Origin of the sequence: Methanosarcina sp. 2.H.T.1A.6 (assembly GCF_000979455.1) — an archaeon.
Taxonomy (GTDB): Archaea; Halobacteriota; Methanosarcinia; order Methanosarcinales; family Methanosarcinaceae; genus Methanosarcina.
Genome location: NZ_JJOY01000041.1, coordinates 71,514 through 95,219, shown reverse-complemented (window position 1 = coordinate 95,219; position 23,706 = coordinate 71,514). Strand labels below are relative to the sequence as shown.

24 protein-coding genes are annotated in these 23,706 nt (G+C 38.7%); 16 read left to right on the top strand and 8 right to left on the bottom strand.

Going from position 1 to position 23,706, the window contains the following annotated elements; translation table 11 throughout:
- The coding region (locus tag EO98_RS12170; protein WP_235284790.1) for a hypothetical protein at positions 1–1,038 on the bottom strand (1,038 nt) is incomplete at its 3' end.
- Positions 1,039–2,130: 1,092 nt separating this feature from the next.
- Between EO98_RS12170 and EO98_RS12165 the strand changes: the two genes are divergently transcribed.
- The 10 genes from EO98_RS12165 (at position 2,131) to EO98_RS12115 (ending at position 10,734) form a co-directional block, all read left to right on the top strand.
- Entirely contained in the window at positions 2,131–2,757 is a 627-nt protein-coding gene (locus EO98_RS12165; protein ID WP_048132576.1) for a magnesium transporter, read from the top strand.
- Positions 2,754–3,332: a magnesium transporter gene (locus EO98_RS12160; RefSeq protein WP_200895254.1), complete on the top strand. Its 579-nt coding sequence runs from the start codon at positions 2,754–2,756 to the stop codon at positions 3,330–3,332. The genes EO98_RS12165 and EO98_RS12160 overlap by 4 nt, the downstream gene beginning before the upstream one ends.
- Positions 3,333–3,482: 150 nt before the next feature.
- On the top strand, positions 3,483–4,682 hold the full coding sequence (locus tag EO98_RS12155; RefSeq protein ID WP_048137417.1) for a potassium channel family protein: 1,200 nt from the start codon (positions 3,483–3,485) through the stop codon (positions 4,680–4,682).
- 430 nt (positions 4,683–5,112) lie between these two features.
- On the top strand, positions 5,113–5,991 hold the full coding sequence (locus EO98_RS12150; protein ID WP_048137415.1) for a DUF362 domain-containing protein: 879 nt from the start codon (positions 5,113–5,115) through the stop codon (positions 5,989–5,991).
- Positions 5,992–6,245: 254 nt separating this feature from the next.
- Positions 6,246–6,452, top strand: coding sequence for a hypothetical protein (locus tag EO98_RS12145; protein ID WP_048132579.1), 207 nt, complete (start codon positions 6,246–6,248; stop codon positions 6,450–6,452).
- 321 nt (positions 6,453–6,773) lie between these two features.
- Positions 6,774–7,358, top strand: coding sequence for a YbhB/YbcL family Raf kinase inhibitor-like protein (locus EO98_RS12135; protein ID WP_048137411.1), 585 nt, complete (start codon positions 6,774–6,776; stop codon positions 7,356–7,358).
- 120 nt (positions 7,359–7,478) lie between these two features.
- Positions 7,479–8,039 carry a peptide-methionine (S)-S-oxide reductase MsrA gene (msrA, locus tag EO98_RS12130; RefSeq protein ID WP_200895253.1) on the top strand — a complete coding sequence of 187 codons (561 nt, stop codon included), beginning with the start codon at positions 7,479–7,481 and terminating at the stop codon, positions 8,037–8,039.
- 260 nt (positions 8,040–8,299) lie between these two features.
- Positions 8,300–9,013, top strand: coding sequence for an ABC transporter ATP-binding protein (locus EO98_RS12125; protein WP_048137409.1), 714 nt, complete (start codon positions 8,300–8,302; stop codon positions 9,011–9,013).
- Between the two features lie 119 nt (positions 9,014–9,132).
- Positions 9,133–9,813: a heme exporter protein CcmB gene (locus tag EO98_RS12120; RefSeq protein ID WP_048137407.1), complete on the top strand. Its 681-nt coding sequence runs from the start codon at positions 9,133–9,135 to the stop codon at positions 9,811–9,813.
- A gap of 177 nt (positions 9,814–9,990) precedes the next feature.
- Positions 9,991–10,734 (top strand): cytochrome c biogenesis protein, encoded by a 744-nt coding sequence (locus EO98_RS12115; RefSeq protein WP_082098595.1) that lies wholly within the window; start codon positions 9,991–9,993, stop codon positions 10,732–10,734.
- Between the two features lie 223 nt (positions 10,735–10,957).
- Here EO98_RS12115 and EO98_RS12110 read toward each other — a convergent pair whose 3' ends face one another.
- Positions 10,958–11,212: a hypothetical protein gene (locus EO98_RS12110; RefSeq protein ID WP_048137403.1), complete on the bottom strand. Its 255-nt coding sequence runs from the start codon at positions 11,210–11,212 to the stop codon at positions 10,958–10,960.
- A 62-nt stretch (positions 11,213–11,274) separates the two neighbouring features.
- Between EO98_RS12110 and EO98_RS12105 the strand changes: the two genes are divergently transcribed.
- Complete coding sequence (locus EO98_RS12105; protein WP_048137401.1) at positions 11,275–12,372, top strand: NADH:flavin oxidoreductase; 1,098 nt, start codon at positions 11,275–11,277, stop codon at positions 12,370–12,372.
- A 183-nt stretch (positions 12,373–12,555) separates the two neighbouring features.
- Here the strand turns inward: EO98_RS12105 and EO98_RS17540 are convergent, their stop codons facing one another.
- From EO98_RS17540 to EO98_RS12070, 6 genes are all read right to left on the bottom strand, one after another.
- Entirely contained in the window at positions 12,556–13,794 is a 1,239-nt protein-coding gene (locus EO98_RS17540) for a 2'-5' RNA ligase family protein (protein WP_052734426.1), read from the bottom strand.
- A gap of 85 nt (positions 13,795–13,879) precedes the next feature.
- The gene (locus EO98_RS12090) at positions 13,880–14,107 is read right to left on the bottom strand and encodes a hypothetical protein (protein ID WP_048137400.1); all 228 of its coding nucleotides are present in this window, start codon (positions 14,105–14,107) and stop codon (positions 13,880–13,882) included.
- Between the two features lie 136 nt (positions 14,108–14,243).
- The gene (locus EO98_RS12085) at positions 14,244–14,843 is read right to left on the bottom strand and encodes a hypothetical protein (RefSeq protein WP_048137398.1); all 600 of its coding nucleotides are present in this window, start codon (positions 14,841–14,843) and stop codon (positions 14,244–14,246) included.
- A 721-nt stretch (positions 14,844–15,564) separates the two neighbouring features.
- Entirely contained in the window at positions 15,565–17,283 is a 1,719-nt protein-coding gene (locus EO98_RS17535) for a pentapeptide repeat-containing protein (protein WP_052734425.1), read from the bottom strand.
- Between the two features lie 50 nt (positions 17,284–17,333).
- Positions 17,334–18,353: a hypothetical protein gene (locus EO98_RS12075; RefSeq protein ID WP_156164096.1), complete on the bottom strand. Its 1,020-nt coding sequence runs from the start codon at positions 18,351–18,353 to the stop codon at positions 17,334–17,336.
- A 522-nt stretch (positions 18,354–18,875) separates the two neighbouring features.
- Positions 18,876–19,208 (bottom strand): hypothetical protein, encoded by a 333-nt coding sequence (locus EO98_RS12070; protein ID WP_048137394.1) that lies wholly within the window; start codon positions 19,206–19,208, stop codon positions 18,876–18,878.
- A gap of 269 nt (positions 19,209–19,477) precedes the next feature.
- Here EO98_RS12070 and EO98_RS12065 point away from each other — a divergent pair, with 269 nt between their 5' ends.
- The 5 genes from EO98_RS12065 to EO98_RS12040 all read left to right on the top strand — a co-directional run bounded on the left by EO98_RS12065 (position 19,478) and on the right by EO98_RS12040 (position 23,613).
- Positions 19,478–19,972, top strand: coding sequence for a winged helix-turn-helix domain-containing protein (locus tag EO98_RS12065; protein ID WP_048137393.1), 495 nt, complete (start codon positions 19,478–19,480; stop codon positions 19,970–19,972).
- 11 nt (positions 19,973–19,983) lie between these two features.
- Complete coding sequence (locus EO98_RS12060) at positions 19,984–20,325, top strand: DUF3467 domain-containing protein (protein WP_052734424.1); 342 nt, start codon at positions 19,984–19,986, stop codon at positions 20,323–20,325.
- 641 nt (positions 20,326–20,966) lie between these two features.
- A complete protein-coding gene (locus EO98_RS12055) occupies positions 20,967–21,278 on the top strand; it encodes a hypothetical protein (RefSeq protein WP_048137389.1) in 312 nt (103 codons plus the stop codon).
- A gap of 1,193 nt (positions 21,279–22,471) precedes the next feature.
- On the top strand, positions 22,472–23,050 hold the full coding sequence (locus EO98_RS12045; RefSeq protein ID WP_048132585.1) for a helix-turn-helix domain-containing protein: 579 nt from the start codon (positions 22,472–22,474) through the stop codon (positions 23,048–23,050).
- A 107-nt stretch (positions 23,051–23,157) separates the two neighbouring features.
- On the top strand, positions 23,158–23,613 hold the full coding sequence (locus EO98_RS12040) for a thioesterase family protein (protein ID WP_048132586.1): 456 nt from the start codon (positions 23,158–23,160) through the stop codon (positions 23,611–23,613).
- The last annotated feature ends 93 nt before the right edge of the window (positions 23,614–23,706 follow it).

Sequence of the window (23,706 nt, the reverse complement as noted above, 5' to 3'; positions counted from 1 at the left end):
ATTATTATTATTATTATTATTATTTAATTTATTGAGTAAGCTAGCGTTTTTTTCTTCGGAAGCTGATAAATTCGCTGTCTCTTCAACTACTCCTAAATCTGCACTCTCAACGTCATTAATAAATATGCCTTCGTCAAAAATAACCGGAACACCAGTTACATTTTGTTTTCTTGCTTCTTTATAAATGATCTCATAAATCTCTTTAACTATAGTATCCTTTTCTTTAGAAGGTAAAGTCTCATTAATTCCTACTTCCAGTCTAGTGAGTTCTCTTCCGTATGTTATTACCTGTCCTTTTTTCATATATGGATTGATTTTATTCTGGGTGCTACCAGCAATTGCAGACAGCTTCTCCGCCCAGGTAATTATTTCATTCTGGTCTTTCAGAAGAGGGATTTTTCCATAAGCTGCAACTATTTTTTGTACTGGAGTGGTTGGTTTTTCCTTCATAACTTCTTCAAGTGTATATATATCAGATTCAGAAAGATTCTCTGTACTTTCCCCAAACCAGTGATAAATGCCTTGTTCTGAGTTCAATGTAATTTCCTGCCTATAAGTTCCATACCCGAATTCTACCGGAATATCCTGTATACCCATCTCTTTTGCAGAATCATCTATTAGAGTGTAAATTTCATTTATCAGCGACTCATTAACATTGCCATACTTGAACAAAATTACGAAGTATCCCTTAGCATTAGCCCCACATGTCATTACCTCTCCATTAGGATACATGTATTTGGAGACAACAGTGTCTTTTATCTCATTACTAAGTTCTTCAAGTGTAAAGTCCCATCTTTCGTTTTGATCCTCAGTTTCCAGTACAGGAAGTTTTCCGTATCTTGTAATTACATTATTTCCTTGTGAGTACAAACCAAAAAAGTAAGTATAATAGTCAAAATCTACATTACTTACTTCTGAATTTTCAGAATTATTACTTTCCTGAGAAAGTTGCACTGAATCATCAGCAGATGCAGGAAATATCAAGACCCCAAAAAATAACAGTAACGTTATCAACAAAGTATCAGATTTTCTAATCATATAACTGCTCCATGCTTAATTAACTAAAGAAAGACAAAACTAATCCCAACACTTTATAATGTAAAATTTCTGCATTGGTCATCGGTTAAGGAATTTTCTTGTATGTATGCTATCGATTTTAGAGCAAAAAATAATCCCAAGTTTCTAACATCAAAACTAAAATCGATGCCCTGTTCCAACTTTACATCAATATTTGCTTTTGAAAAATGTTACAGAAATAGAGCAATTTACCAGGATTCCTCCCTTAGCCGAAGACGCATGAAAATTTCTGTGATTTCAAGCTCTTAGAGTTAATGACAACTTAAATTATTTTGATGCCGCCAAGATTTATCACGTGTATTATCAAAAGAAGTATGCTTATCGTAATTTTGTTCTTAATCATTCGTCTAACTCCTAAGTTGTTTTTCCCTTAGGAGGCAGGATCAGGCAAGCTTAAATACAGGCAAAGCTAACATAATCACTGCCTTTTAGGGTGTATTTTATGGAGTTCGTGTGGTACGGGAAATACTTTTGAACTCCATGAATTCCTCTTAGTTATCTCCTTATAAGTTTTCCGACCATCCTCTCTAACTATCCGTTTTTCATACTCATTTTGAGTCTGCAATTACTCTGAATCTTTGATAGTTCGATGATCTGGCCAGAAACTATATATCTAAACATCCTTCCATTCGCATTCATGCAATTATATAATAAAAAGAATAGCATGACATGGTTTCATCCTTTCTTCCTTCCTATGAGCCTGTAAATAAATCCACTTTATACAGTTTGCAGGCTTCGCGCCCTCCAACCAGTCCGAATTTCCCCACATCAAAACTTTTTCTCTTTGTCAGTTCAGAAATTTTTCCCTGAACTGCGTTCTGTATTTTACAAAGTAACAGCAAAAACGACAAAAACTTCAAGATTTGGTAAAATATAAGGTTGGGACTTATCCGACCTTATTCTTCGTAATGTCGGGAAAATTGCCACCTTCAATAACTAAGATTGAGTTTTTTTCTATTATTTTGTACAGACTTGAAATAAATTTTTTTTTCACATACTCACTTTTCGAAAGTTCCCTATTATTTTAATAATATCAGCGTATTATACAACCGCATGCCTCCCGAGTCGCACAGGGATGAGGACATCTTCGAATCCCAGTTTAGAGACAAGTATCTCAGCGAGTACGCGAGTGTCTCTTCAATAGTACGTGAGGCGCTGCCTTTTGAACTTATGGCGACTGTAGGAGGGGTTATCGCAGGGGTCATTTTTTCAGGAATGACCAGCGAACTTGAAATGATTCCCGGATTAATTGTTATTTATCCTGGCGTGCTCGGGCTGCGCGGGAATATTTCCTCAACCCTTGGTTCGAGGCTAGGCAGTGCAATCCATATGGGGTTGATCACTGACATAGACAGGAACAACCCTGAGCTGACAAATAATATTTCAGGTTCTCTTCTTCTTGGTTTTTTTATGGCGATCTTGCTCGGGTTTTTAGGGCATTTTGTCACCCTCGCCCTGGGTTTTGAAAGTGCGGGAGCTTTCAAACTTATCCTTATCTGTGTGATTTCTGCCCTTACTTCCGGAGTAATCCTCTCTTTTGTTGCTGTCCTGCTTGCCATAGGTATGTTCAGGTTCGGTTTCGATCCCGATAATGTTGTTACGCCTTCAATTGCAACTATCGGGGATATCGTTTCCATGTTCATGCTTTTTCTCTCGGCAAAACTGGTGGTGATGCTTTGAGAAAAACCGGGAAACAGACCAGCTATTACACTGTAAGAGGCATTATCCAGCGCGGGCTTCCCGTTCTTTCGGTCACCTGCGTAATAGGAATCATTGTCGGGCAGATACTTAACACAAGAGAAAACAGCCTGCTTTCCATGCCTGCAATCCTGATCCTTATTCCTTCCCTTATCAAGATCGGGGGCGATACAGGCAGTATGCTGGGTGCCAGACTCTCATCGGCTTTCCACATGGGACTTGGGGACCGGATTTACAGGAACCCTGTGGTCCATAACAGCGTTATTGCAGCATCAATTGTGGGCTTTGTTTCTTCGATTTCTGTCAGTGTGCTGGTTTTCTTTGCAAGCAAACTTATGGGGTTTGGGATGCCTTTCATTACCCTGCTGGAAATCAGCCTTATTGCAGTTGTTATAGAACTTACAGTTGTATACTCTGCTACAGTTGTAATCGCCTTTGCTTCTCACCGCTTCGGGATAGATCCTGATGATACTGTTATCCCTTTAATAGCAAGTCTTGGAGACCTCGTAGGGGTTATGGGGATCTTCACAGCCCTGCATTTGCTGGAAATTATATAAATGGGATGCGACTTAATATTATTACTTTTATCCAGAATATTTTTATTTAATCTATTAAGCCTTCCAATTCAGAATAATTCGAAAATTAATAATTACTATGAGGTATATACTCATACACACCAACAATAAGGTAGAGTTGATACATAGACCATGTTCCCTAAAGAATTCAGATACAGTCCAAGGAATCTTATAGACCTTTTGACTGAGATGAAGGATACTTCCGAACTCATGGTAGACCTTGCGTATTCTGCAATGGTCTATGATGATGAGGACATCGCAGAAGAGGTGCTTAACCTTGAAGATAAAATGGATACCCTCGACTATAATATGAAGATGGCTGCAATGTTAAGCACGCGCAGGGTTGATGAAGCTGAAGAACTCCTGGGAGTTCTGAAGGTTGCTGCATCCTCGGAAAATATAGCAAACGCTGCAGGCGACATTGCCAAAATCGTTCTCATGAACATGGGCATTCCTATGGAGCTGAAGGTAGCCCTCAGGGAAGCCGAAGAAACCATTGTCAGGGCAACCGTTGCTGCAGAATCTGTAATGACCGGGCGCACTCTTGGTGACCTCGAGCTTGATATCGAGACCGGGATGTGGGTAATTGCGATCCGCAGAAGCGAGGACTGGATTTACGATCCTGATAAGGAAACCCGACTCCGCCAGGGAGATGTGCTGATCGCCAGGGGGCATGATGAAGGTGTCCCTCTTTTCTTTCAAATGGCGACGACAAGGAAGTTTATTCCGAGAGAAATCGAGCACGATAAGATCTTAAAGGACCTCGAACATGCCGTGGACATAATCGTGGACATGAAAAACATGTCTGAACTCTCGGTAGGGCTTGCGTACTCTGCTATCCTCTTCGATAACGAAGATATCGCATATGAGGTCAGCGCCCTTGAGTCCGAAATGGATTCCATGAAGTACGAACTTCAGCACTGGGTGCTTGAAACTGCAAAACACGTTGAAGATGTAAACATGCTCAGGGGAATCCTGCACCTTGCCAGCGCCTCGGAAGCAATTTCGGATGCTGCCTACGGGATTGCAGATACGGTTCTCAGGGATATTGAGCTCCACCCGATCATAACCCTTGCAGTCCGGAACTCCGAAGAGGTAATCACACGGCTCCAGGTCGAAAAATGCTCTCCAATAGTTGGCAAGACCTTTTCGGAACTGAGACTCGAAACCGAAACCGGGTTGCATGTAATGGCAATTAAGAGAGCGGAACGCTGGGTCTATGCTCCCAAAGGCAATACTGTTGTTCAGGCAGGAGATACGCTTATTGCCCGCGGTTCAAGAATCGGAGAAGTGGCGCTCATAGAGATGTGCGAGTGCAAGTTACGCCAGTAACACCCGAGTTTCGCCGCCCGAATTGCGCCTCGCCCGAATTGCAATTCGTCCGAGTTGTGATTCGGGATCTCAGGAAATCTGATATTTTCTGGGAGTTGCGATGTAATCGCAACAGCCCGCGGTTCTTTTCGCTGCGTTCAAGAGGGCTTATTTATGGCTTATAGCAGCAGTGAGCTTCGCTTAAGCGGACTAAATTACAAATATTGGTGGAGCTTGAAAGCCGGTTTTCATGCTCAGGGAATGTATTTCTCTGGCCGGGAGGCCGGTTACAGCCCTGCGCGGCGCGCGGGGGGAGACAGATCTGGAGGGTTTTGGATATCTTGAAAATGTCACTGATTAATCAGCGTTTGCTCTTTGCTTAAGCACACAGAAATCAATTATATTTCTGATTTTTATACCTCGGGTTACAATTCCTCTATGGGAGTTTGGTATGGTAATTGTTGGACTTTCAAGAAATCGGGATACTCTGGAGTCCGTGAAGACAGCTGTGGAGCTGGCAGGTGGGCTTGGAATCAAGGACGGGTCAACTGTCTTGATCCGGCCGAACGCAAATACTGCAGACCCTGCACCGGGCTCGACAAATCCCGAGGTTTTGAGGGGCGCTATCAGGGAAGTAAAAAGATGCAATCCTGGAAAAATAATCGTGGCTGAGAAGTCGATGTCCCCCCTGAATACGGAGGCAGTGCTTAACAGATTGGGGCTCTGGCAGGTTGCGGAGGCTGAGGAAGTTGATGAGATTCTGACATTCGACCACATGAAACGCGAACATGTGGAGCCCGGGAAGGCTTACTCCTGGCCATGGGGATTTGATGTGCCTGAGTTTCTGAAGTCAATAGATTACACGATTGCTCTTCCGGTAATCAAGACTCATTGGACTGCAACGTTTACTATGGGCCTTAAGTCCCAGATCAGCATAACTGCAGACCGGGATAGGAGGCAGCTTCCTCACGGGCAGGGGATGGATGTGCTTTTCGGAAACATGATTGCTGAGTCTAACCTCGTTTATAAGCCTGATTTCTATATCTCGGATGCTACAAAGTGCTTTGTAACCGACGGCCCGAATATAGGGACTCTGAGGGAACCGGGAATTATCCTGGCAAGCCCGGATGTGATTGCAAACGACACTACAGGACTTGCCCTTCTTAAAACCCTGGGCACGGTTCCTAAGATCCAGATGAACTCAGTCTGGGCTCAGCCCCAGATCAAAAGGGCTGTGGAGCTGGGACTGGGGGTGCGCAGCAAAGAAGAGGTCACGGTCAAGGGCTCCGGGGTAGAGGAGATAAACGAGATTATTGCCAACCTTGCCTGAACTGTCGTTACCTTATATTATCTGAAAAAGATCTCCGGAGGTATCAGATTCCCGAAAGTGCCATAGTTCCCGGGAGAATAAGAGCTGGCTGAGGGTGAAAACCTGGAAGGCTTTAAAGGATAGACACCTGTACCAAGACACCTGTATCTTCAATAAATTTCAGCTCCTGGTTTTCAATGACTGTGCAATTATGCTCACATATCACCAAAATTTATTTATTTTCGACAGGCACATAGATTATGGGGGTATTTTCTATGAAATGCGAAATTTGTGAAGCAGAGAGCGATGCAAGATACTGCAACGATTGTGGCAAAGTTATGAACGAAGTTATAAGACGCGTAGGTGAAGCTCGCTGGGCAGCAATTGATGACTGCGCATTTATCTATCCGCTTGTACGGCGCGTAGGTAAAGGGGAGCTTACAGTTAATGATATAATTCAGTCTCTTGAAGTTGAAGATTGAGTTATCTGCCTTTCAGAGCTTCATCTTATCAAGAGATGGCTTTAAAGATCGTTCCCGGGCTGCAGTTTATTTTTAAACCTGTTTTTCAGGTTACCGGAGGTACCGATACCGATGGTGTAGCCCGGGAATTCCGGGAGACGGATTTAAGTTTTTTAAGAGGCCCGGGCTTTAAGATCTGATTCTAAATTAGTTTAGACTACGGTCTTTAAGTTCAAGTTTTGAAGTTGGGCTTTGAGATAAAATCCTTAAGGTTATATCTCTTCAGCCTTAACATTATTAGTGTTAATCAATTTTCTCTGATCGCAGGGACTGGTGCTGTACGTGAACAGAAAAGCCGGAGCAGTTGTTTTAATGTTCCTGTTTGCAGGAGTTCTCTTGATTTCGGGATGTATTAAAAATGAGCAGATTGAAGCACCTGCAGATGAAGAGTCTTCCGATGCCGGGAAAGGGGATGAAAATATGGACCTCCAGATTATAAAGGTTTTTAGTAGCGCGTTTGAATCTAATAGTACTATCCCCCGAAAATATACCTGTAATGGGGAAAACATAAATCCGCCTCTGGAATTTACTAACATTCCTGAGGAGGCCGAAAGTCTGGTATTGATCATGGACGATCCTGATTCTCCCATGAATCCATTTACTCACTGGGTCGTCTGGAATATCGAGCCGGTGGCGAAAATAGAGGAGGATAGTATCCCCGGGATTGAGGGAATTAATAACTTCAGGAAGATCGGCTATGGCGGTCCATGCCCTTCCTCAGGCACGCACAGGTACTTCTTCAAAGTTTATGCATTGGACAGGCAGCTTGAGCTCAAAGCAGGGTCCGGGAGAAACGAGCTTGAAAGCGAAATGATAGGGCATATTATTGCTGAAGGGGAACTGATGGGGAAATACGGTAAAACCTGATCCGAGAAAAAGGATCTTATCCTGAGTAAGCTATACTTTTATTATGCGGCATGCTTCGATTATGAAATATGCCCTGATCATAAGGCAGACCTGATTTTCTTTAAGACTGGGGGGAAGATAGTGGAAGAAAATAAAAAGGCTGAACAGAGAAACGCAACACCTGAAGAGAGTACGGACATATTTGAAAACCCTGAAGAGGGCCTGGAAAAGGCAACCTTTGCTGCAGGCTGTTTCTGGGGAATTGAAGAGGCTTTTCGGCAGGTAAAAGGCGTGGTTGCAACTGCGGTTGGCTACAGCGGAGGGCATTTTGAAAAGCCTACTTACGAGCAGGTCTGCACCCTTAATACCGGGCATGCAGAGGCTATAAGGGTCATTTTCGATCCCAAAGTTGTTTCGTATCAATCCTTGCTGGATGTTTTCTGGAAGGTCCATGACCCTACAACAAAGGACAGGCAGGGACAAGATGTCGGAAAACAGTACCGCTCCGTGATCTTTTACCACAACGAGGAGCAAAAAGCTGCTGCTCTAGCCTCAAAGGAAGGACTCGAGAAGTCAGGAGCTTTCAAAAATCCTATCATAACCGAAATAGTACCGGTTTCTGATTTCTATATGGCAGAAGATTACCACCAGCAGTACTTCGAAAAGAAGGGGTTTTTGAAGAATATACTCAGGAAGTTTTAATAAATAATTGCTGGAGACAAGTTCTGCAAGCAGAATCAGTATACGGAACTGTGCGAAAAAGTCATTTACAACCAGGTCATGCACAGACTATAACTTTCATGTATCAGACTATAACTTTCATGCTCGGACAGCCAGACTATACAGCATTAGACTATACAGCATTAGACTATACCGAGCTATAATCCAGTGCAAAGTTACAGGCCGATAAATCACAGACCATATAAAAAGATTAATTTAGAGGGATTCTCAAAGTAGGTCCGATGGAAAACGCGGTCTCTATAAGGGAACTATCAAAAGTTTTCGGGAAAACTCCTGTCCTGAAAGCCCTTGACCTTGACCTCAAAAAAGGCGAATTTGCAGTTGTTTTTGGCCCTAACGGGGCTGGGAAGACCACTCTTTTGAAGTTGATCTCAACCCTGATCGAACCTACCGGAGGCTCTGTTTTCGTGTCCGGATTTAATATAACTGAAGAGCCGGAAAAGGTCCGCAAAGAAATAGGGATGCTTTCCCACGATTCCTACTTATACGGAGATCTTACTGCAAAAGAAAACCTGCATTTTTTCGGAAAGATGTATGGAATAAACGGTCAGGAACTCGAAAAGAGAATTTTACAGCTTTTAAATGAAGTCGGGCTTGCAACAAAAGCGGACGAACGTGTCAGCACTTTTTCAAGAGGTATGAAACAGAGGCTTTCCATTGCAAGGGCTCTGCTTCACAGACCTTCCCTCCTCCTCCTGGACGAACCCTATACAGGGCTTGACCCCGGAGCCTCCCTGGTTTTCGAAAATCTCCTCAAAAGCCCTGAATTCCAGGGAAGCACAAAATTAATGGTTTCCCACGACCTTGAAAGGGGCTTTGCCCTCTGCGACAGGGTTCTTATCCTGAATAAAGGAAAGTTTGTATATGATGGATTTAAGGTAAATTTCTCAGGTTTTCAGGAATTCAGGGAAAAATGCGGCTCCATGCTCACATGAGCCCAAAAGTTAAGAACGAAAACACGATTAAAGTGCAAATATTAAAAATGCAAATATAAAAAGATTAATATTGAAATCAGGATAAAGTAATAAATAACGTGAAAACAGGAGTTTAAAAAATGATCCGGAGCTTTTATATCGCTGCAAAAGACCTTAAAGCCGAGTTCCGGACAAAACAGATGCTTAACTCAATGTTCATTTTCTCGCTTCTCGTGCTTGTGGTCTTCAGCATTTCTTTTGGGGATTTTCTAGGGGATACTGAGAAAGTTGAAAAACTTGCTCCCGGCGTGCTCTGGATTGCTTTCACCTTTGCCGGAATGCTCGGGCTTTCCAGGACCTTCGTAATGGAAACTGAAAACGGCTGTCTTGAAGCACTTATGCTCTGCCCTGTGGACAGAGGGGCGATTTATACCGGAAAAATCCTCTCCAACCTTGCGATTGTATTTCTTATGGAAGCTGTAACCCTGCCCTTCTTTATCATACTTTTCAATTACAGCCTGGGAATCGGAACCCTGCTCCTGCTCCTGCTCATCCTCTTCCTCGGGACTTTCGGGTTTATTGCTGTCGGGACCCTGCTCTCTGCCCTTACCCTTGGTACCCGTACCAGAGAACTTCTCCTGCCTGTCCTTCTCCTGCCTTTACTCCTGCCTGTCCTGATTCCTGCAGTGGAAGCAACTGCCGGAATTCTTGCCGGAAACAGCATCGGGAATTTGATTCCTGAAATAAGGCTGCTTGCAGTTTACGACCTTGTGTTCTTTGTAATCTCGCATCTGGTCTTTGAACATGTTGTTTCTGACTGAGGTCTGACTGAGGTCTTCCTAGCAGGAAAAAAAGGAAAAGGAAAAAAGAAAAGAAAGAGAGGAAAAGAAAGAAAGGAAAAGGAAAATAGTAAACATAAGGTCATTCGAGACAGCGATCAAAATCGAATCAATAATAAACGAAGTAAATCGAATTAATAACAAGTATCAGTATTGAACTTGTGCTTTATCTTTAATCTCTCAAGACACGTGAACAAAATGGCATCAAATTCCAGAAAAACCGGAGTACTGGCAGTTGCAACTGCCAGTGTAATGCTTCTTGCGATATATATGCTCTTTTTCTACCTGCCTCCGATAAAGGACGAAGCAGGCGAGGTTCTGAGCGGGAGCTTCAGGATCTTTTTCTTCCATATGCCAATAGCAATTATATCCTATCTGGCGTTTGGAGTCGTATTTGCCGCAAGTATCCTCTACCTCCGGGATAAATCTCTCAAATGGGACATCTACGCCCGCTCGGCTGCAGAAGTGGGAACCCTTTTTGCGTTCCTGGTGCTTGTCACGGGTTCGATCTGGGCAAAGGATGCCTGGGGCTGGTACTGGATCTGGGATCTCAGGCTGACAACCTCCCTGGTTCTCTTCCTTGTTTACCTCGCCTACACGATGCTCAGAAAAGCCCTCGAAGAGCCTGAAAAAAGAGCCAGACTCTCGGCAGTCTTCGGAATTTTAGGTTTCATTTCCGTACCCCTGAGTTTCTTTTCAATCCGGCTCTGGCGCTCAGCTCATCCCCTTATGTTCGGAGGAAACACAGGCGGAAGCGGAGGAGGACTTGAAGGGACAGCACTTCAACTGACTCTCCTTGTCAATTTCATAGCTTATTTCCTGCTCTTCCTCACCCTCTTTTCCGTGAAAGTGCAGAATGAGCGGATGGAAGAGGAACTTGACTCACGCAGATATGCGGAATAAAAGACCTGATCTGCCCAAGTTACTTTATTCATCATTTTCTTTTTTTAGCCCAGCTTACATAATATCTATAGACCACACCAGATATAGATAAGACGAGATAGTCTCGCCTAAAATAGATGCCGAATTGGGGCAATACAAGTATGAAATTATTCTGGACAATGAATTTACTTATGAAGAGTAAGTACAGGCGGATTACACTGCGAATCTGAGTTTTTCAGAAAAACTATACATTTACATTCCCGATTATCCGGATGACCTTCTCATGTTTGGAATTGAAGTTTCCTGAGTAAATTTCCCTTCCTTTCCCTTCCTTTCCCTTCCCTCCTCTCCCTTCCTTTCCTTCCCTTCCCCTCTTCTCCCTTCCCCTCTTCCCCCTTCCCCCCTCTCCCTTTCCCTCCTCTCCCTTTCCCTCCTCTCCCTTTCCCTCCTCTCCCTTCCTTTTCCTGTAACAGCTAAGAGAAACTTTGTGCCTGAACACGAAGTTTTCTATTTCAAAGAATCCGGGATAATTATTTACCTTTCCTTCTCCTATTTTTTCCCATGATTTTTGACCCTGTCACATTCTGTAACATGGAACTCCAGAACCGAGTTGTAAGGTCAGCAACACATGAATTCATGGCTGAAGAAGACGGAACGCCCACTTCCCGGCTCGGTGACCTCTATGAAGAGCTTGCAAAAAGTGAAGTCGGATTAATAATAACTGGCTATTCTTGTGTCCTCCCCGGCGGGCAGAGCGATAATTTGCAGCAGGGCATCTACGATGATCGCTTCATCGAGCCATACCGGAAGATAACCGAGAGGGTACACAGGTACAGAAGCAAGATAGTGCTCCAGATAGTGCATGGAGGACGGCAGGCAGACATTTCGGACGAATATCCGTTTCCTCTTGCCCCGTCAGTGGTCAAAAACGGGCATTCGTCAGTAGTCCCTAGGGAGATGACCGACAAGGAAATCCTTGAAATGATTGAGGCTTTTACCATGGGAGCTGTGAGGGCAAAGGCGGCAGGGTTTGACGGAGTCCAGCTTCACTGTGCCCATGGTTTCCTTTTAAGCAATTTCATCTCTCCCTACACAAACAGGCGGAATGACAGGTGGGGAGGCTCCGTCGAAAACCGGGTAAGGATAGTTACGGAGATAGTAAAGCGCATAAAAGAGGAAGCTGGGGACGATTTTCCTATTCTTGTGAAAATGAATGCAACGGATGGGTTTCTGCCCGGTTCCTCAAAGGCAGGGCTGGGACTCGATGCTCCTGAATGCGTGGAAATTGCAAAGCTTCTTGAAAAGGCAGGTGTATGTGCAATAGAGGTCAGCGGAGGGATAGGTGAAGCAGGTGGGGTAACCATAAAAACTGCAATAAACTCTCCTGCAAAAGAGGCATATTTCAAGAACTACTCAAAAATGATCAAAAGTGCAGTGGATATCCCGGTAATCCTTGTAGGTGGTATCAGGTCTCTTTCTGTTATGGAGGATCTTCTTGCAGACGGGTTTGCAGACCTTATATCAATGAGCAGGACGTTCATCAGCGAACCTGACATTGTTTTAAAGCTTAAATCAGGAGAGGCTAAAAAGGCAAGGTGCGTATCCTGCAACCTCTGTTTTGATCCCAAAGGGATCAGGTGCAATTTCGAGTTTCAGTGAGTTCAGGAAAAATGTAGTTTTTTCCTTTTTCCTTTTTTCCTTTTTCCCGATTTTCCTTTTTCCTTTTTTTCTAATTTTTCCTTTTTTCTTCTAGCTGGTTTTTGGTTTTTGTTAACAATTGTTTTTTAATTATTACTTCGAAAAGCGGGTCTGAACGTATATTTTTGACAAAATAATGTGGAGTTATTTACCAAAAAGCCATGTAAATATACGATACAAAAAAGATTGTATAGACTCTTCTTCTTTTTGTTTCGATGACCCATTAACTTTAGACTCAATCGTTTGTTCTTTAACTACCTCGTTTTTTGTTAAATGTATCAATCTAAGTATAGTCCTTATATCAACTGGTTTATAATTTATTACTTCTACAGATACATTAATGGATTTATTTTTATAATTAATCATAGGTATATTATTATGAACATGTCCATGAATTACCCAGCCATTCCAATTAGGTGGTACATCTGCGGGATTGTGCGTTAAAAAAAATTTAGTGCTTTCAAATGTGACTATTTTTGAGTCAATAAATCTGATATTATCTGAAGCGTCGTGATTTCCCCTAAAGAATATGATATTACCGTTTAATCTTTTTAACCAATAGTCTGTTGATGAATTTTTTCCATATGCGAGATCACCAAGAAAATAAACTGTATCATGTTTAGATATTGTTGAATTCCAGTTATTTATCAATGTATTATTCATATCATTGAGACTATAAAATGGCCTATTACAATACCTTATTATGTTGTAATGTCCTAAATGCAAATCAGATATTACAAATATACGATTATTTAATGGTTGATCTATTTCTGTGTTTTTACTTTCGTGTCTTTTACTTAATAATCTCATTGTCTCGGCGAGAATTTTTCTATCCAATGCTTCAGACCTATTAAGCATCTTTCGAAGTAAGAAATCATACTCTGCAAGTATTCTTCCGTTTTTCAGCAATGTTGCTCTTAACATTTTATGACTATATCTTTTATCATGTTTGATCTTTCGTCCAATTCTTCTAATCTTTTCTTGGTCTACTTTATTTACAATTGTTGTATGAAACCTGAAATCCTCAACAAAATCCCACTTAGCTAAGTAGCAATTATTAAATAATTTGTCTCTTAAATCCTTACGGAAAATAATAAGCTCTTCACTTGGATGAACATCTAAGTAAACTACACCGTTATCTACAAAAACACCAATACCTTCAACAACATACCCGATTAAATCAACGTTTTTACATACTGATTCGAAATCTTTTATTAATCCATTTTCGTATTTTGTATCAAACGGTCCTACTAGTGTAATATGCGGCACCGGTCGTCTTGGTATTTGCACATTAAATTGCTTACCTGAATCTAATATGAGTTCTCTTATATCGTATTTTGCTTTACCAAACATTCTGATTTCGATTAAGTATGAAGCACTCATGTAGATCATTCAGTTATTCGACTTGAGTTCATTAGTGAACTTAAATACCTATAAAAATCATTATACACTGCATTCTTATCTAAATCTACCATCTTTGACCTTGTTTCCACTTCATTGTATTATTCATTATTTTTAATTCCAAATTATCTACTGTAGATTTTAATCGTCTACCATTTCTCATTTCATTTTCAAGATATTTCAATTCGTGCAAATCAGTCATGAATCCCTTATATGGCTCAAAAATAAGCTTTCCTTCTTTATTGAAAGGCAATAAAGGACCAACTACCAACCATACCTTGTATGATAATTTCATTACCTTACTCCCTTGTCAGTTGTTTTGTCATCGGTTAACGAATTTTATGCACATCTTCGAATACTACATATAGTGATTTTCCAACAGAATCTGCTTAGATGCTGCATAAAAATGATCCTAATTTCTTTATAGTCTCTTACAATGGACGGCCATCCCTCTTTTCTTTAATATCATCCTTAAAGCGTCTCACATCTTTTACGAAGTTGGAGACCTTGCGAGGCAGTGCATCGTCAAGTTTACCTATGCAAATTGTTTCGGTTTCCTTTCCATCCGGCCAAATGACATTTATGATATCAAATTTCTGGTATTGATCAGAGTTTCGAAATGATGATCTACCAATACCCTTCGCCCCACCACCCACATTACCTTTATGTGTCACATAAATATTTTCGTCGTCATCCATTACAAATAATCCATTCACTTTCCGGTTAATACCCTCACAAGGAAAATCGATTAAACATGTTATAATAAGACGAGGTGGTTTGGATGTATCTTGGGATGAAGTGGATGAATCTTGTACACCAACTGGACCCCAATAGAGTTTCTCAGCTTTATCAAAAAATGACCAGATCCCCAATGATTTGTTCCAGCATACACATCTTTTTTTTTCTTTTTCAGGGTATCTTCGGTAAGCCAAGTAGCTGAGAAATGGTGTGGTACCTTTTGTCATTTTGCCTGAAAATGAATCAAATGCTTCCGCAATCTCGTCTTCTTTAATTAATGGTGTGTATTCCATGTTGTAGCCCCAAGTTCGGTCTTAAGTTCCTCTTTTATTAAAAGTTTACTAATTTAGTTTGTCCCCACTCGGCATCATATAAAATGGAACACAGCATAGCTATTTTTTCAACTATCCCGAGCTTTCTACATACATATTACTAGAAGCCACGTTAAGCCTCATAGCCAATCGTATAGGACGAGTCTGGAGTAATTTCCATCCCTAAATATGGGATGCGTAAAGAAGACAGCAAAACTGGGTTCGGGATATATTGAATTTGGCATTTGTCAAAACTAGAACATGGCATATCCCGAAAATCTTGCTTAGAGGCTTAGTTCAGAGTTTACCATCTTTGACCTTGCTTCGTTGTTCTTCTCATTCTATAGACACTATATTTCCTTATGATGAAATTTTACGAAATATAAAAAACTATCACTAAAAACGATAACCATATCGATGATCTTTTAATATATTCATCCAACCAAAATTAAACTTTTGATTAATTTACATTCTGACGATTAATTAGAGCCTATACGAAAAGTTCTGCTGCTCTAAACATTGTTATGTGGAAATGAGCACAGAAGTAGAATTCTATTTTTTATCATATTCTCGTAGTGTGCCCAATTTTTCGTTTTGTTTTTATAGCACATTAGCTGGAGGTTAAATAGAGGGATATTGAAAGATACTAGCTATTTATGACCTCAGAACCCGAAAAAGATTAAGAACGTATTAAGTGAGGAAGTTATCTTGAGATCTGATATGTAATGACAAAAATAATCAGAGATACCATTATCAGCCCAAAAATAGTTTCTCCCATTACTAATGGTTGCATTAATGGTATTGATATATCAGGCTGTATATTTGGAAAACTGTATCCTGTAAAAGTAGTGAGACTAAAGTAAAGATAGTCTATTAGTTTGACTTCTCTTCCTTGAACAATTATACCATTTATATGCCAGAAACAAAAAGAGAATAGAATAATACCAATCATAGAAGAAAAAATAGGATTCCAAATTTGGTCTCCATGTCCTGATAAAACTTTCAGAATAAACCCATCAAAAACTCTTGCCCTAATATTATTCTTAAAACCTCCCTTTGCAAGTAAAAGTTTTCGATAAGACTCATTTGCCCTATAATGAGCATGTTTTGCTTGAAGACTGTCACCATTGGATGAATAAAAGTTATATAATTTTGTATATATTTCAAAGGAAGATTCATAAAGAAGTCCTTTTCTATATGAAGATAAGAATGTCGGATATTCAAAAAAAAGTTCTTTTCTATCATCAAATAAAAAATATTCATATGCAATAGCTATCATATAGTTTTTTAATGATGGTATTTTGTTCCATAGATGACTATTTTCTTTCGGCTTTTTATAAAATACTAAATCATCAAATTTTTCCTTAATTTCATAAGAAATTTTCCCTTTTTGATGTGCATCGATTAAGTCTTTGTAGAAAATAACTTTGTAAATATTAAGTGCTTTACCATAACCGATACACCTTATAATTTCTTCTTTATTTAAAGCATCTAATACAAAATCGGAATCACTTTCGAAGTCCTCAATTTTTTCGACATCAAACATAATTTGTTTATTTAATATAAATGGAAATGGTCTTTTAGTCGAGAGAGTATCTGCAACGAATTCGTTAATCTCTTTCTCACTAATTTCAGTAGAGTTAAAGAAAATGGCAGTTCTGAATGTCTTTGTTTCATCAACATATGAGCTAGATATATTTGAACCTATGAGCCGAGTTCCTTCTAAAATGGATTTGGAATCAAAAATAGTGCCTATTAAAGATGCCTGCCTTATATCAGCATAACTAAGATCTGCTCCACTCAGATCTGAATCAGCTAAATCAGATTTTGAAAGATTAGAATAATACATCTTCGCTTCAATTAATTTACATCTTCTTAAGTTTGCATTTTCGAGAGTAGCATATTCCAAATTTGCTCTGCTAAGATTCGCACCACTCAAGTCTGAATTTGTTAGATCAGAGTATCTTAAGTCAGCATCCTGAAAGTTTATTGTAGTGAGACTATAATTTTGTAATCTTGCAAATTCCAAGCATGCTCCCTTTAAATTGGTTTGGAAAAGTTTTACTCCCTGCAAATTAGCTCTTGGTAGATACGCATTTTCTAAATTTGCTTCTCTTAAATCTGAACCTTGCAAATTTGCGGAATTTAAGTTAGCTTCTTTTAAATTTGCTTTATAAAAAGATGATCCCTCTAAATTAGCTAAAATTAAATTAATGCCTTGTAAATCAACAAAGTTAAAGTTGACTTTAGGAAGGAAGATACCGATAATTTCATTCTCTTTTAAAAGATTTAGCTGCTCTTTAGAAGGTCTTTTTTCTTCTATTTCCTGATGCCAGAAGCAGTATTTACTTCCCTCTTCAACTTCAAAAGGACACGTAAAGTTGTAGTGAGTACCTTGGAACTTATATTTGCATCTGGCCATTAAAATGTCTCCTATTTCTAAATGAAAGTAAATTTATTCAATTAAGTCTTTTAAAAACTTATAAACAACAGGTATTGACAAAATAAAAGGGGCATAAGTGCAAAATCAACGCGATATCCTAAAATATGATCAAAGGTTTCATTAAGAAGATTATTTAAAACCTCGTCTGGAATAAAAAATTTAAATAATCCTATAATAAAAAAAATACCAACAAAAACTTCCATAAGGTAAGTTTGTTTTTTATTGATATTATATATAAAATTAGTAAATAGATTGTTTTTAGGTATAACATAAGAATGTTGATTAAGAAATGTTACTATGTCTTGATGAATAGAATGAATTATTTTTATGATATCTAAAGAAGTTATCGTATTTTCATTATCTATCAAATTTGCCATTGAGTTTAGTTTTGTTTTGAAAGAGTTTAGTTCTGTCTCACTACAATAACTTAAGTATAAGGGAAGATAACGGATTATTAATTGTTTTACGGTGATATTTTCTTCAGTTTGCAAAGAGTCAATATTCATTCTTTTATTATAAAGAGCGCTAAAATGAAAATCGATGCCGTCTAGAACCTTTTTAAAGTGCTTCGTAAACTCTTTAATAGCTAAATATCTTATATCGGTATCGTTTGGAGAAATATAATTAATTAAAATATCGTTAGCTCTAGTGATATTGTTATATTTGTCATATACTCCCATTTTATAAAAGGTAATTTTCATTAAGGTGAACATAAAAAGTGCGTACCATCCAAGACAGAATAATATTATCCCCGCTAAAACAAAGTACACATGGACGTTAACTAAGGTTACCAATGCAATGCCTGTAGTTATCAGACAAACTGGGATCAATGTATAGTAATAGTCAAAGAAATCCGAAACTATAGTTACACCTTTAATATGAGAATATTTGAGAACATGTATTGGCATATGTTTCCATTTAAAATACGTATAAAAAAGTATAGAAATAGTCATTAAATATACAGCAACAAAAATAATTTCAGGAAGCATTCTAATAATAGGTAAAACATTAGGAATTGCTTTTACTTGAGAAGGAAACCAAGATATCACCGAAATAATAAAAGTAATAAAGAAAAGATAAGAATAATTTGTGTTCCGTAGAAACTCGAGTATTACAACAATGTTATTAGTATTTATTGTATTTTTTAATAGATTTTTTATAAATAGTAATAACTTCATATTTGTTTTTGTAGATATTTAGAAATAAACTACTTTTGGTAAAAATAGCCTATTTTAGGCTCAATATCTTTTTTACTATGTTTGTTCTCCACTTCAATAATAATTTTTTATGAAGATGTCGAATAAAAAGAGTGTGCTTATATATGAGTTGCTTTTCTGACCTGCTAATTGTTCTAGCATCAAAAACATATCTACATACGGTTCTGTATAGTTTATTAGGGATCGAGCCAAAATCAAATGCTGTGTAAAGTCGGAGGATAAAATGACGTTTTCTTTTAGAACTTAATTGCATTATAAAAATAATGCTTTTTATATAATAGGGCTCTGTAACGTTTCGTCTGTTTTCCTAGAAATGTTCATGTAAAAACGGAAAATTACTAAAAGAATATTTTATTAATGTTTTTTGTATTTTATATTTAATGTCTCTATATCAATAAAGTCATACTGACCTGAATATCTCTTTAATACATCGAGGACGAAAGGGTAATACTCTTGATGGAAACAATAATCAGGCCTTGATTGCGCTGGATACTTATGTATAATCCCTAGTTTATATAATTTGTCGATAGCTTTTCTCATTAGACCGATTTTATCTGATTTAACGCCTTGAAAAAGGCTTTTTTCGTCGTAATGCCCATTTCTACAAAATCTAGGTTTACGACAAAGTTTTTCTAGAATCATTAATTCATATTCGTTAAACTCAATTTTTTCCCAATCAATTTCCATCAGACTACTAATAATTTTTTTACAATATATACCTGCTGTTTATATTGCAGGTTACGAAAACAAGCTGTAAAATAGAATTTACAGGTAGGCAATAAGATTAAATACAATATTTACATATTGTAATGTACAACACAGATACTTTGAGGATAAAATGAAGGTGTTACCAAACTATCTATTTCGAATTGCCATGTTAAGATTGTTTTTCTTAACAATTTAACGTAATTGGAGGTTAATAAATTTAATTAGTTACAAAAAGAGGGGTAGAAAATATGGCATTACAAGATATTTTGGGAAAAACGGTTGCAGTACAAATTATTGACTTTTTAGCTGAGAACCCAGCATTTACATACAACCAAACTGAAATTGCAGAATGTGTGGGAATATCAAGACAAAGCGTGAACTCTAAATTACCCGAATTAATGTATAACGGGATAATTGAAATAAAAGAAAAACGTAGCAATGCAAATTATTATCAACTTGTAAAAAATGAAATTGTGAGAAATTTAATTCGTGTTATATATGCAAATGGATTATTCTTGTCAGAATATGAAGATGATGAAAAGACAATTATTTCAAATCTAAAAGAAGTTGTTGGACCAATTACATATTGTGAAGTGAATGACTGCTTCTGTTATCCTGACAGGACATCTGAACTTATATTTCCAGCGAAATCACTTGAAATAATTGAAGTGACAGAATCTCCATATAAAAAATCAAACCACCAAGAATATAATTTAGGTGAAACCACCACAGCATCCGCTTAATGGGGTATAATATGGAAGAGAAAAATGAAGGTAAAAGTGTAGAGCCAATAGTTACCGAAAAGAAGGAAAAAGAAGTATCAATAGCTCGCACTCCAATTTTTAGTAAAACATATGCTACTAATGTTTTTGTCACTAAAACTGATTCCGATTTTCGCATAGAGTTATTAAATGAAAAGTTTGAAACTGAGGATCGGGTTCAATTTCACAGCGATGGTCTCGTAATATTAACTAATCAAGCAGCTAAAAAACTACTCTTAACTCTAAGTAAAAAAATAGAAGAATATGAAAACAAAAGCGGAGAAATTGAAATCGATGAAGATAGAATGAATGTCGATTTAAGTCATATAGAATAAAATAACTCTTCAAATTGCATTTATAAATACTCTAAATAATTATTTTTTCTTTATTTTTATTCATTTGTTGATTCTACTTTTGGAACTATAACGACAATTATCAACTTATTTTTCTTGTTATACTCCAATCTGATTTATCCCTTCTTTTAAATCAAATTGCTTAGGACTCGTTACAAAATAACCTAGGTAACGCATAATTATGTTAGAAGTTAATCGAGCTGCTTGCTTGTGGAAATGGTTGAGTACAGTCTAAAAAATTACCTATGATATTTCGCGGCGGGTCCATTAACTATCCCGCTGGAATCGTTGTTCTTAAAGAATTGCTTTGCTATGACTGTATGTGTACTCATAGGAAGTTATAAGCTGTTAGTTATTCCGTTCATATGAAATGGACGGAACAAAGCTATTTTTGATACACCCCTCCAGAGCTTTCTACATGCGTATTACTAGAAGCCACGTGCGGCTTCATAGCCAATCGTATAGGATGAGATTGGAGTATTTATCCATCCCTAAATAGCCGAGGCTTACAAACGGGTTCGGGATATGATAGTTAGACGCCAATTCAACATACCCTGAAAATTATCGCCCTACTTGACTATATAAAATAAAAGTTTATATCTCTTGCACCGAATATTCTATATATGTCAGATGTTACAAGAGACGAGTATGAAAAATATATACTTGAAAGAGCAGAAATCAATGCTGAAGCCAAAAGAGTTACTGAGAAAGTTATACAGTTTAGAAAAGCACTAATTGAAGCGAAGCGCCAAAATGGAATTATATCGGCGAATCAGATTCAGGCTATAGCAGCACAAGAATCGGATCCAATCGTGCGATCTGCTCTCGATGAAATAGTAAACAAAATAATCCAACCAAAAGTTAAACCGATTGATACCAAGAAAGGTTCCAAGAGATCGCTATTCGATCTGTTACCAAACTCTGGGAGGTGTTAACATCGTTGCAGTAGGATATGCTCATAGAACGAACTTCCTCAAGTTCAGGATATTAGAGGCGTTGCATAATTCGAAAGAACCTCTGACCACGAGGGATATTGAAAGAATAACAGGTGTTCAATACACCACGATATCTGCTGCCATGTCACGGTATCAGCATAAACGAAAACGAAGTGGCAAAATAATAAAACTGCCTTACATTAAGCGGTTAGTGAAAAAAGGTCCTAACGGATTATACCGATATAGAATAACAAAGAAAGGTATAGACGCATATGCCGACTATGCACAGCGAATCAAACGTGGGGTAGGTCTCAAACGAGTTGGTAAGTCTCAGCATATGGAAACGTATGATAGATCTCCACAGAACAAGATACGATCAGCGACTGACTTCGAACTACTACCCGAACAAATATTGCCATATTATGTTATAACCGAGGAAGGGAAACAATATCTCAGTAAGATAGAAGATGTGTTATACGTAGAAAGCCGAGTAAAGGAAGCCGTGAGTGGTGAAGCTTAACATTTTATTTTATAGACCTTTATAAGGATTTATAGTCTACAAACATTTTATTTTATAGACCTTTATAAGGATTTATAGTCTACAAACATTTTATTCTATAAAACTGCCTGAAATCGACTGATTAAAATAACACCCTTCTTTTTGAACATTTTATGCTATAAATTTGTACGGGCTGCAAAACTTTCCCTTTTCCTTATATTATATTTTGTGCCGATTTTTTGATTAATTTTGCTGGAAAAAGCATGTTCTAAGCATCGCGATTTTGCTTGCTATGAAAGGTATATAAAGCGCTATAAAGCAATATAAAATGTGTATAAAGCAATATAATTTTTCGCAGTCACCCACATCTACCATATCCCGGACAGTACATATATACAATCTCTCCTACAACACTGCCACATGGCACCAAGTCACCCGCACTTTAAATTTGATTAGGAAGCCATAAATCTTATATAGAAGCAGTTCTATATTTAACTTAGTAAGTTCCTAAATACTTTTTTATTTAGACTGATTGCTATAGCTGGCGCTTTTTAGTAGGTTCCGCCATTTCAAAAACTTTTTTATAATAGAGAGATACAAAAGAGATAAGCTTTACAGGCTGTTTATAGGGATTCTGGTTTACATTTTTTTGCCAGATCCGTTACCTAAAAAATGTGTTTGAGGAAACAGAATTATGTCAGAAGAGAACCGTGTCGGCGGTAAGATACGTCATCTTAGAGAAGCCCAGGATATGACTGTTGAAGAACTGGCCGAAGCCAGTCAGAGCAGCGTGGAGTTAATCCAGCAATTAGAAAACGGAGCCCTAGTTCCGTCCTTAACCCCTCTTTTAAAGATTGCTCGGGCTTTAGGCGTCCGTCTCGGGACTTTTCTAGACGACATGCCCCAGAGCGGGCCTGTAGTGGTAAGAGCAGGGCTATCCGAAAATGTGGTCCGTTTTTCCGGAAAGACCGAGAGACCAAAGAAGAGTGCTCTTGAGTTTTACGCTCTTGCCTCGGATAAAGCAGACCGCCATATGGAGCCTTTCATCATTGACATCCATCCCTCTCCTGAGGAAAGCCACAAACTCTCTTCTCATGAAGGGGAGGAGTTCATCTACGTCCTTTCCGGAGAAATTGAAATCTTCTACGGCAAGGATGTTCACAGGCTGAGTGTCGGAGACAGCATCTATTACGATTCCATTGTCCCTCATGACCTCCATGCAGCGGGAACAGAAGATGCCCGAATAATGGCTGTAGTCTATGCTCCTCTCTGAGAGCCTCAGTTGAGTAGGTAAGAGAGTAAGACTGTGACTTCAATGGCAGAAGTTTTGATTAAATAATTGGTAATTGAGTACAGATATTAAAAGCTAGGGAATCCAGAATGTTCAGTATAAATGTTAGTCCGCGCTTTGGAGATATTGATGGTCTGGGGCATGTAAACAATACAGTCCTTCCAGTCTGGTTCGAAACGGGAAGAAACTCCATTTTCAGGCTTTTCTCACCGGACCTTAACCTTAGCCCTGATGTGTGGCACCTGATTCTTGTAAGAACTGAGTTTGATTTTGTGAACCAGATGTATTTCAGGTCCGATGTGGAGATCAGGACCTTTGTTGCAAAGATCGGTAATAGTTCCTTTACTGTCGGGCATGAAGCCTGGCAGGAAGGGGAACTCAAGGTCAAAGGCCAGGCAGTACTGGTCTATTACGACTTCAAACTCCAGAAAGCGTTCCCCCTTCCGGAATCTATCCGCGAGGTCCTTAAAAGGCATATGTTCCCTTCAATGGACGCCTCCCCGGTGGACGCAGAAACGGATACGGATTCTCCCTGCTCGATTTAAATATACTTCAGGAACGCCCTTGACTGGCCTGGATATAAAACCCCCATTCATAAGCTTGAAGTTTCTGAAAGTAGTCCAGAAAAAGAGGCTGAA

What these genes read in the sequence shown, in the direction of transcription:
- EO98_RS12090 (WP_048137400.1), bottom strand. Translation starts at nt 14,107, where the DNA reads ATGAAATTATCATACAAGGTATGGTTGGTAGTTGGTCCTTTATTGCCT.
- EO98_RS12145 (WP_048132579.1), top strand. Translation starts at nt 6,246, where the DNA reads ATGAAATGCGAAATTTGTGAAGCAGAGAGCGATGCAAGATACTGCAAC.
- EO98_RS12125 (WP_048137409.1), top strand. Translation starts at nt 8,300, where the DNA reads ATGGAAAACGCGGTCTCTATAAGGGAACTATCAAAAGTTTTCGGGAAA.
- EO98_RS12155 (WP_048137417.1), top strand. Translation starts at nt 3,483, where the DNA reads ATGTTCCCTAAAGAATTCAGATACAGTCCAAGGAATCTTATAGACCTT.
- EO98_RS17535 (WP_052734425.1), bottom strand. Translation starts at nt 17,283, where the DNA reads ATGGCCAGATGCAAATATAAGTTCCAAGGTACTCACTACAACTTTACG.
- EO98_RS12105 (WP_048137401.1), top strand. Translation starts at nt 11,275, where the DNA reads ATGATTTTTGACCCTGTCACATTCTGTAACATGGAACTCCAGAACCGA.
- EO98_RS12065 (WP_048137393.1), top strand. Translation starts at nt 19,478, where the DNA reads ATGGCATTACAAGATATTTTGGGAAAAACGGTTGCAGTACAAATTATT.
- EO98_RS12060 (WP_052734424.1), top strand. Translation starts at nt 19,984, where the DNA reads ATGGAAGAGAAAAATGAAGGTAAAAGTGTAGAGCCAATAGTTACCGAA.
- EO98_RS12120 (WP_048137407.1), top strand. Translation starts at nt 9,133, where the DNA reads ATGATCCGGAGCTTTTATATCGCTGCAAAAGACCTTAAAGCCGAGTTC.
- EO98_RS12055 (WP_048137389.1), top strand. Translation starts at nt 20,967, where the DNA reads ATGTCAGATGTTACAAGAGACGAGTATGAAAAATATATACTTGAAAGA.
- EO98_RS12045 (WP_048132585.1), top strand. Translation starts at nt 22,472, where the DNA reads ATGTCAGAAGAGAACCGTGTCGGCGGTAAGATACGTCATCTTAGAGAA.
- EO98_RS12070 (WP_048137394.1), bottom strand. Translation starts at nt 19,208, where the DNA reads ATGGAAATTGATTGGGAAAAAATTGAGTTTAACGAATATGAATTAATG.
- EO98_RS17540 (WP_052734426.1), bottom strand. Translation starts at nt 13,794, where the DNA reads ATGAGTGCTTCATACTTAATCGAAATCAGAATGTTTGGTAAAGCAAAA.
- EO98_RS12165 (WP_048132576.1), top strand. Translation starts at nt 2,131, where the DNA reads ATGCCTCCCGAGTCGCACAGGGATGAGGACATCTTCGAATCCCAGTTT.
- EO98_RS12040 (WP_048132586.1), top strand. Translation starts at nt 23,158, where the DNA reads ATGTTCAGTATAAATGTTAGTCCGCGCTTTGGAGATATTGATGGTCTG.
- EO98_RS12085 (WP_048137398.1), bottom strand. Translation starts at nt 14,843, where the DNA reads ATGGAATACACACCATTAATTAAAGAAGACGAGATTGCGGAAGCATTT.
- EO98_RS12150 (WP_048137415.1), top strand. Translation starts at nt 5,113, where the DNA reads ATGGTAATTGTTGGACTTTCAAGAAATCGGGATACTCTGGAGTCCGTG.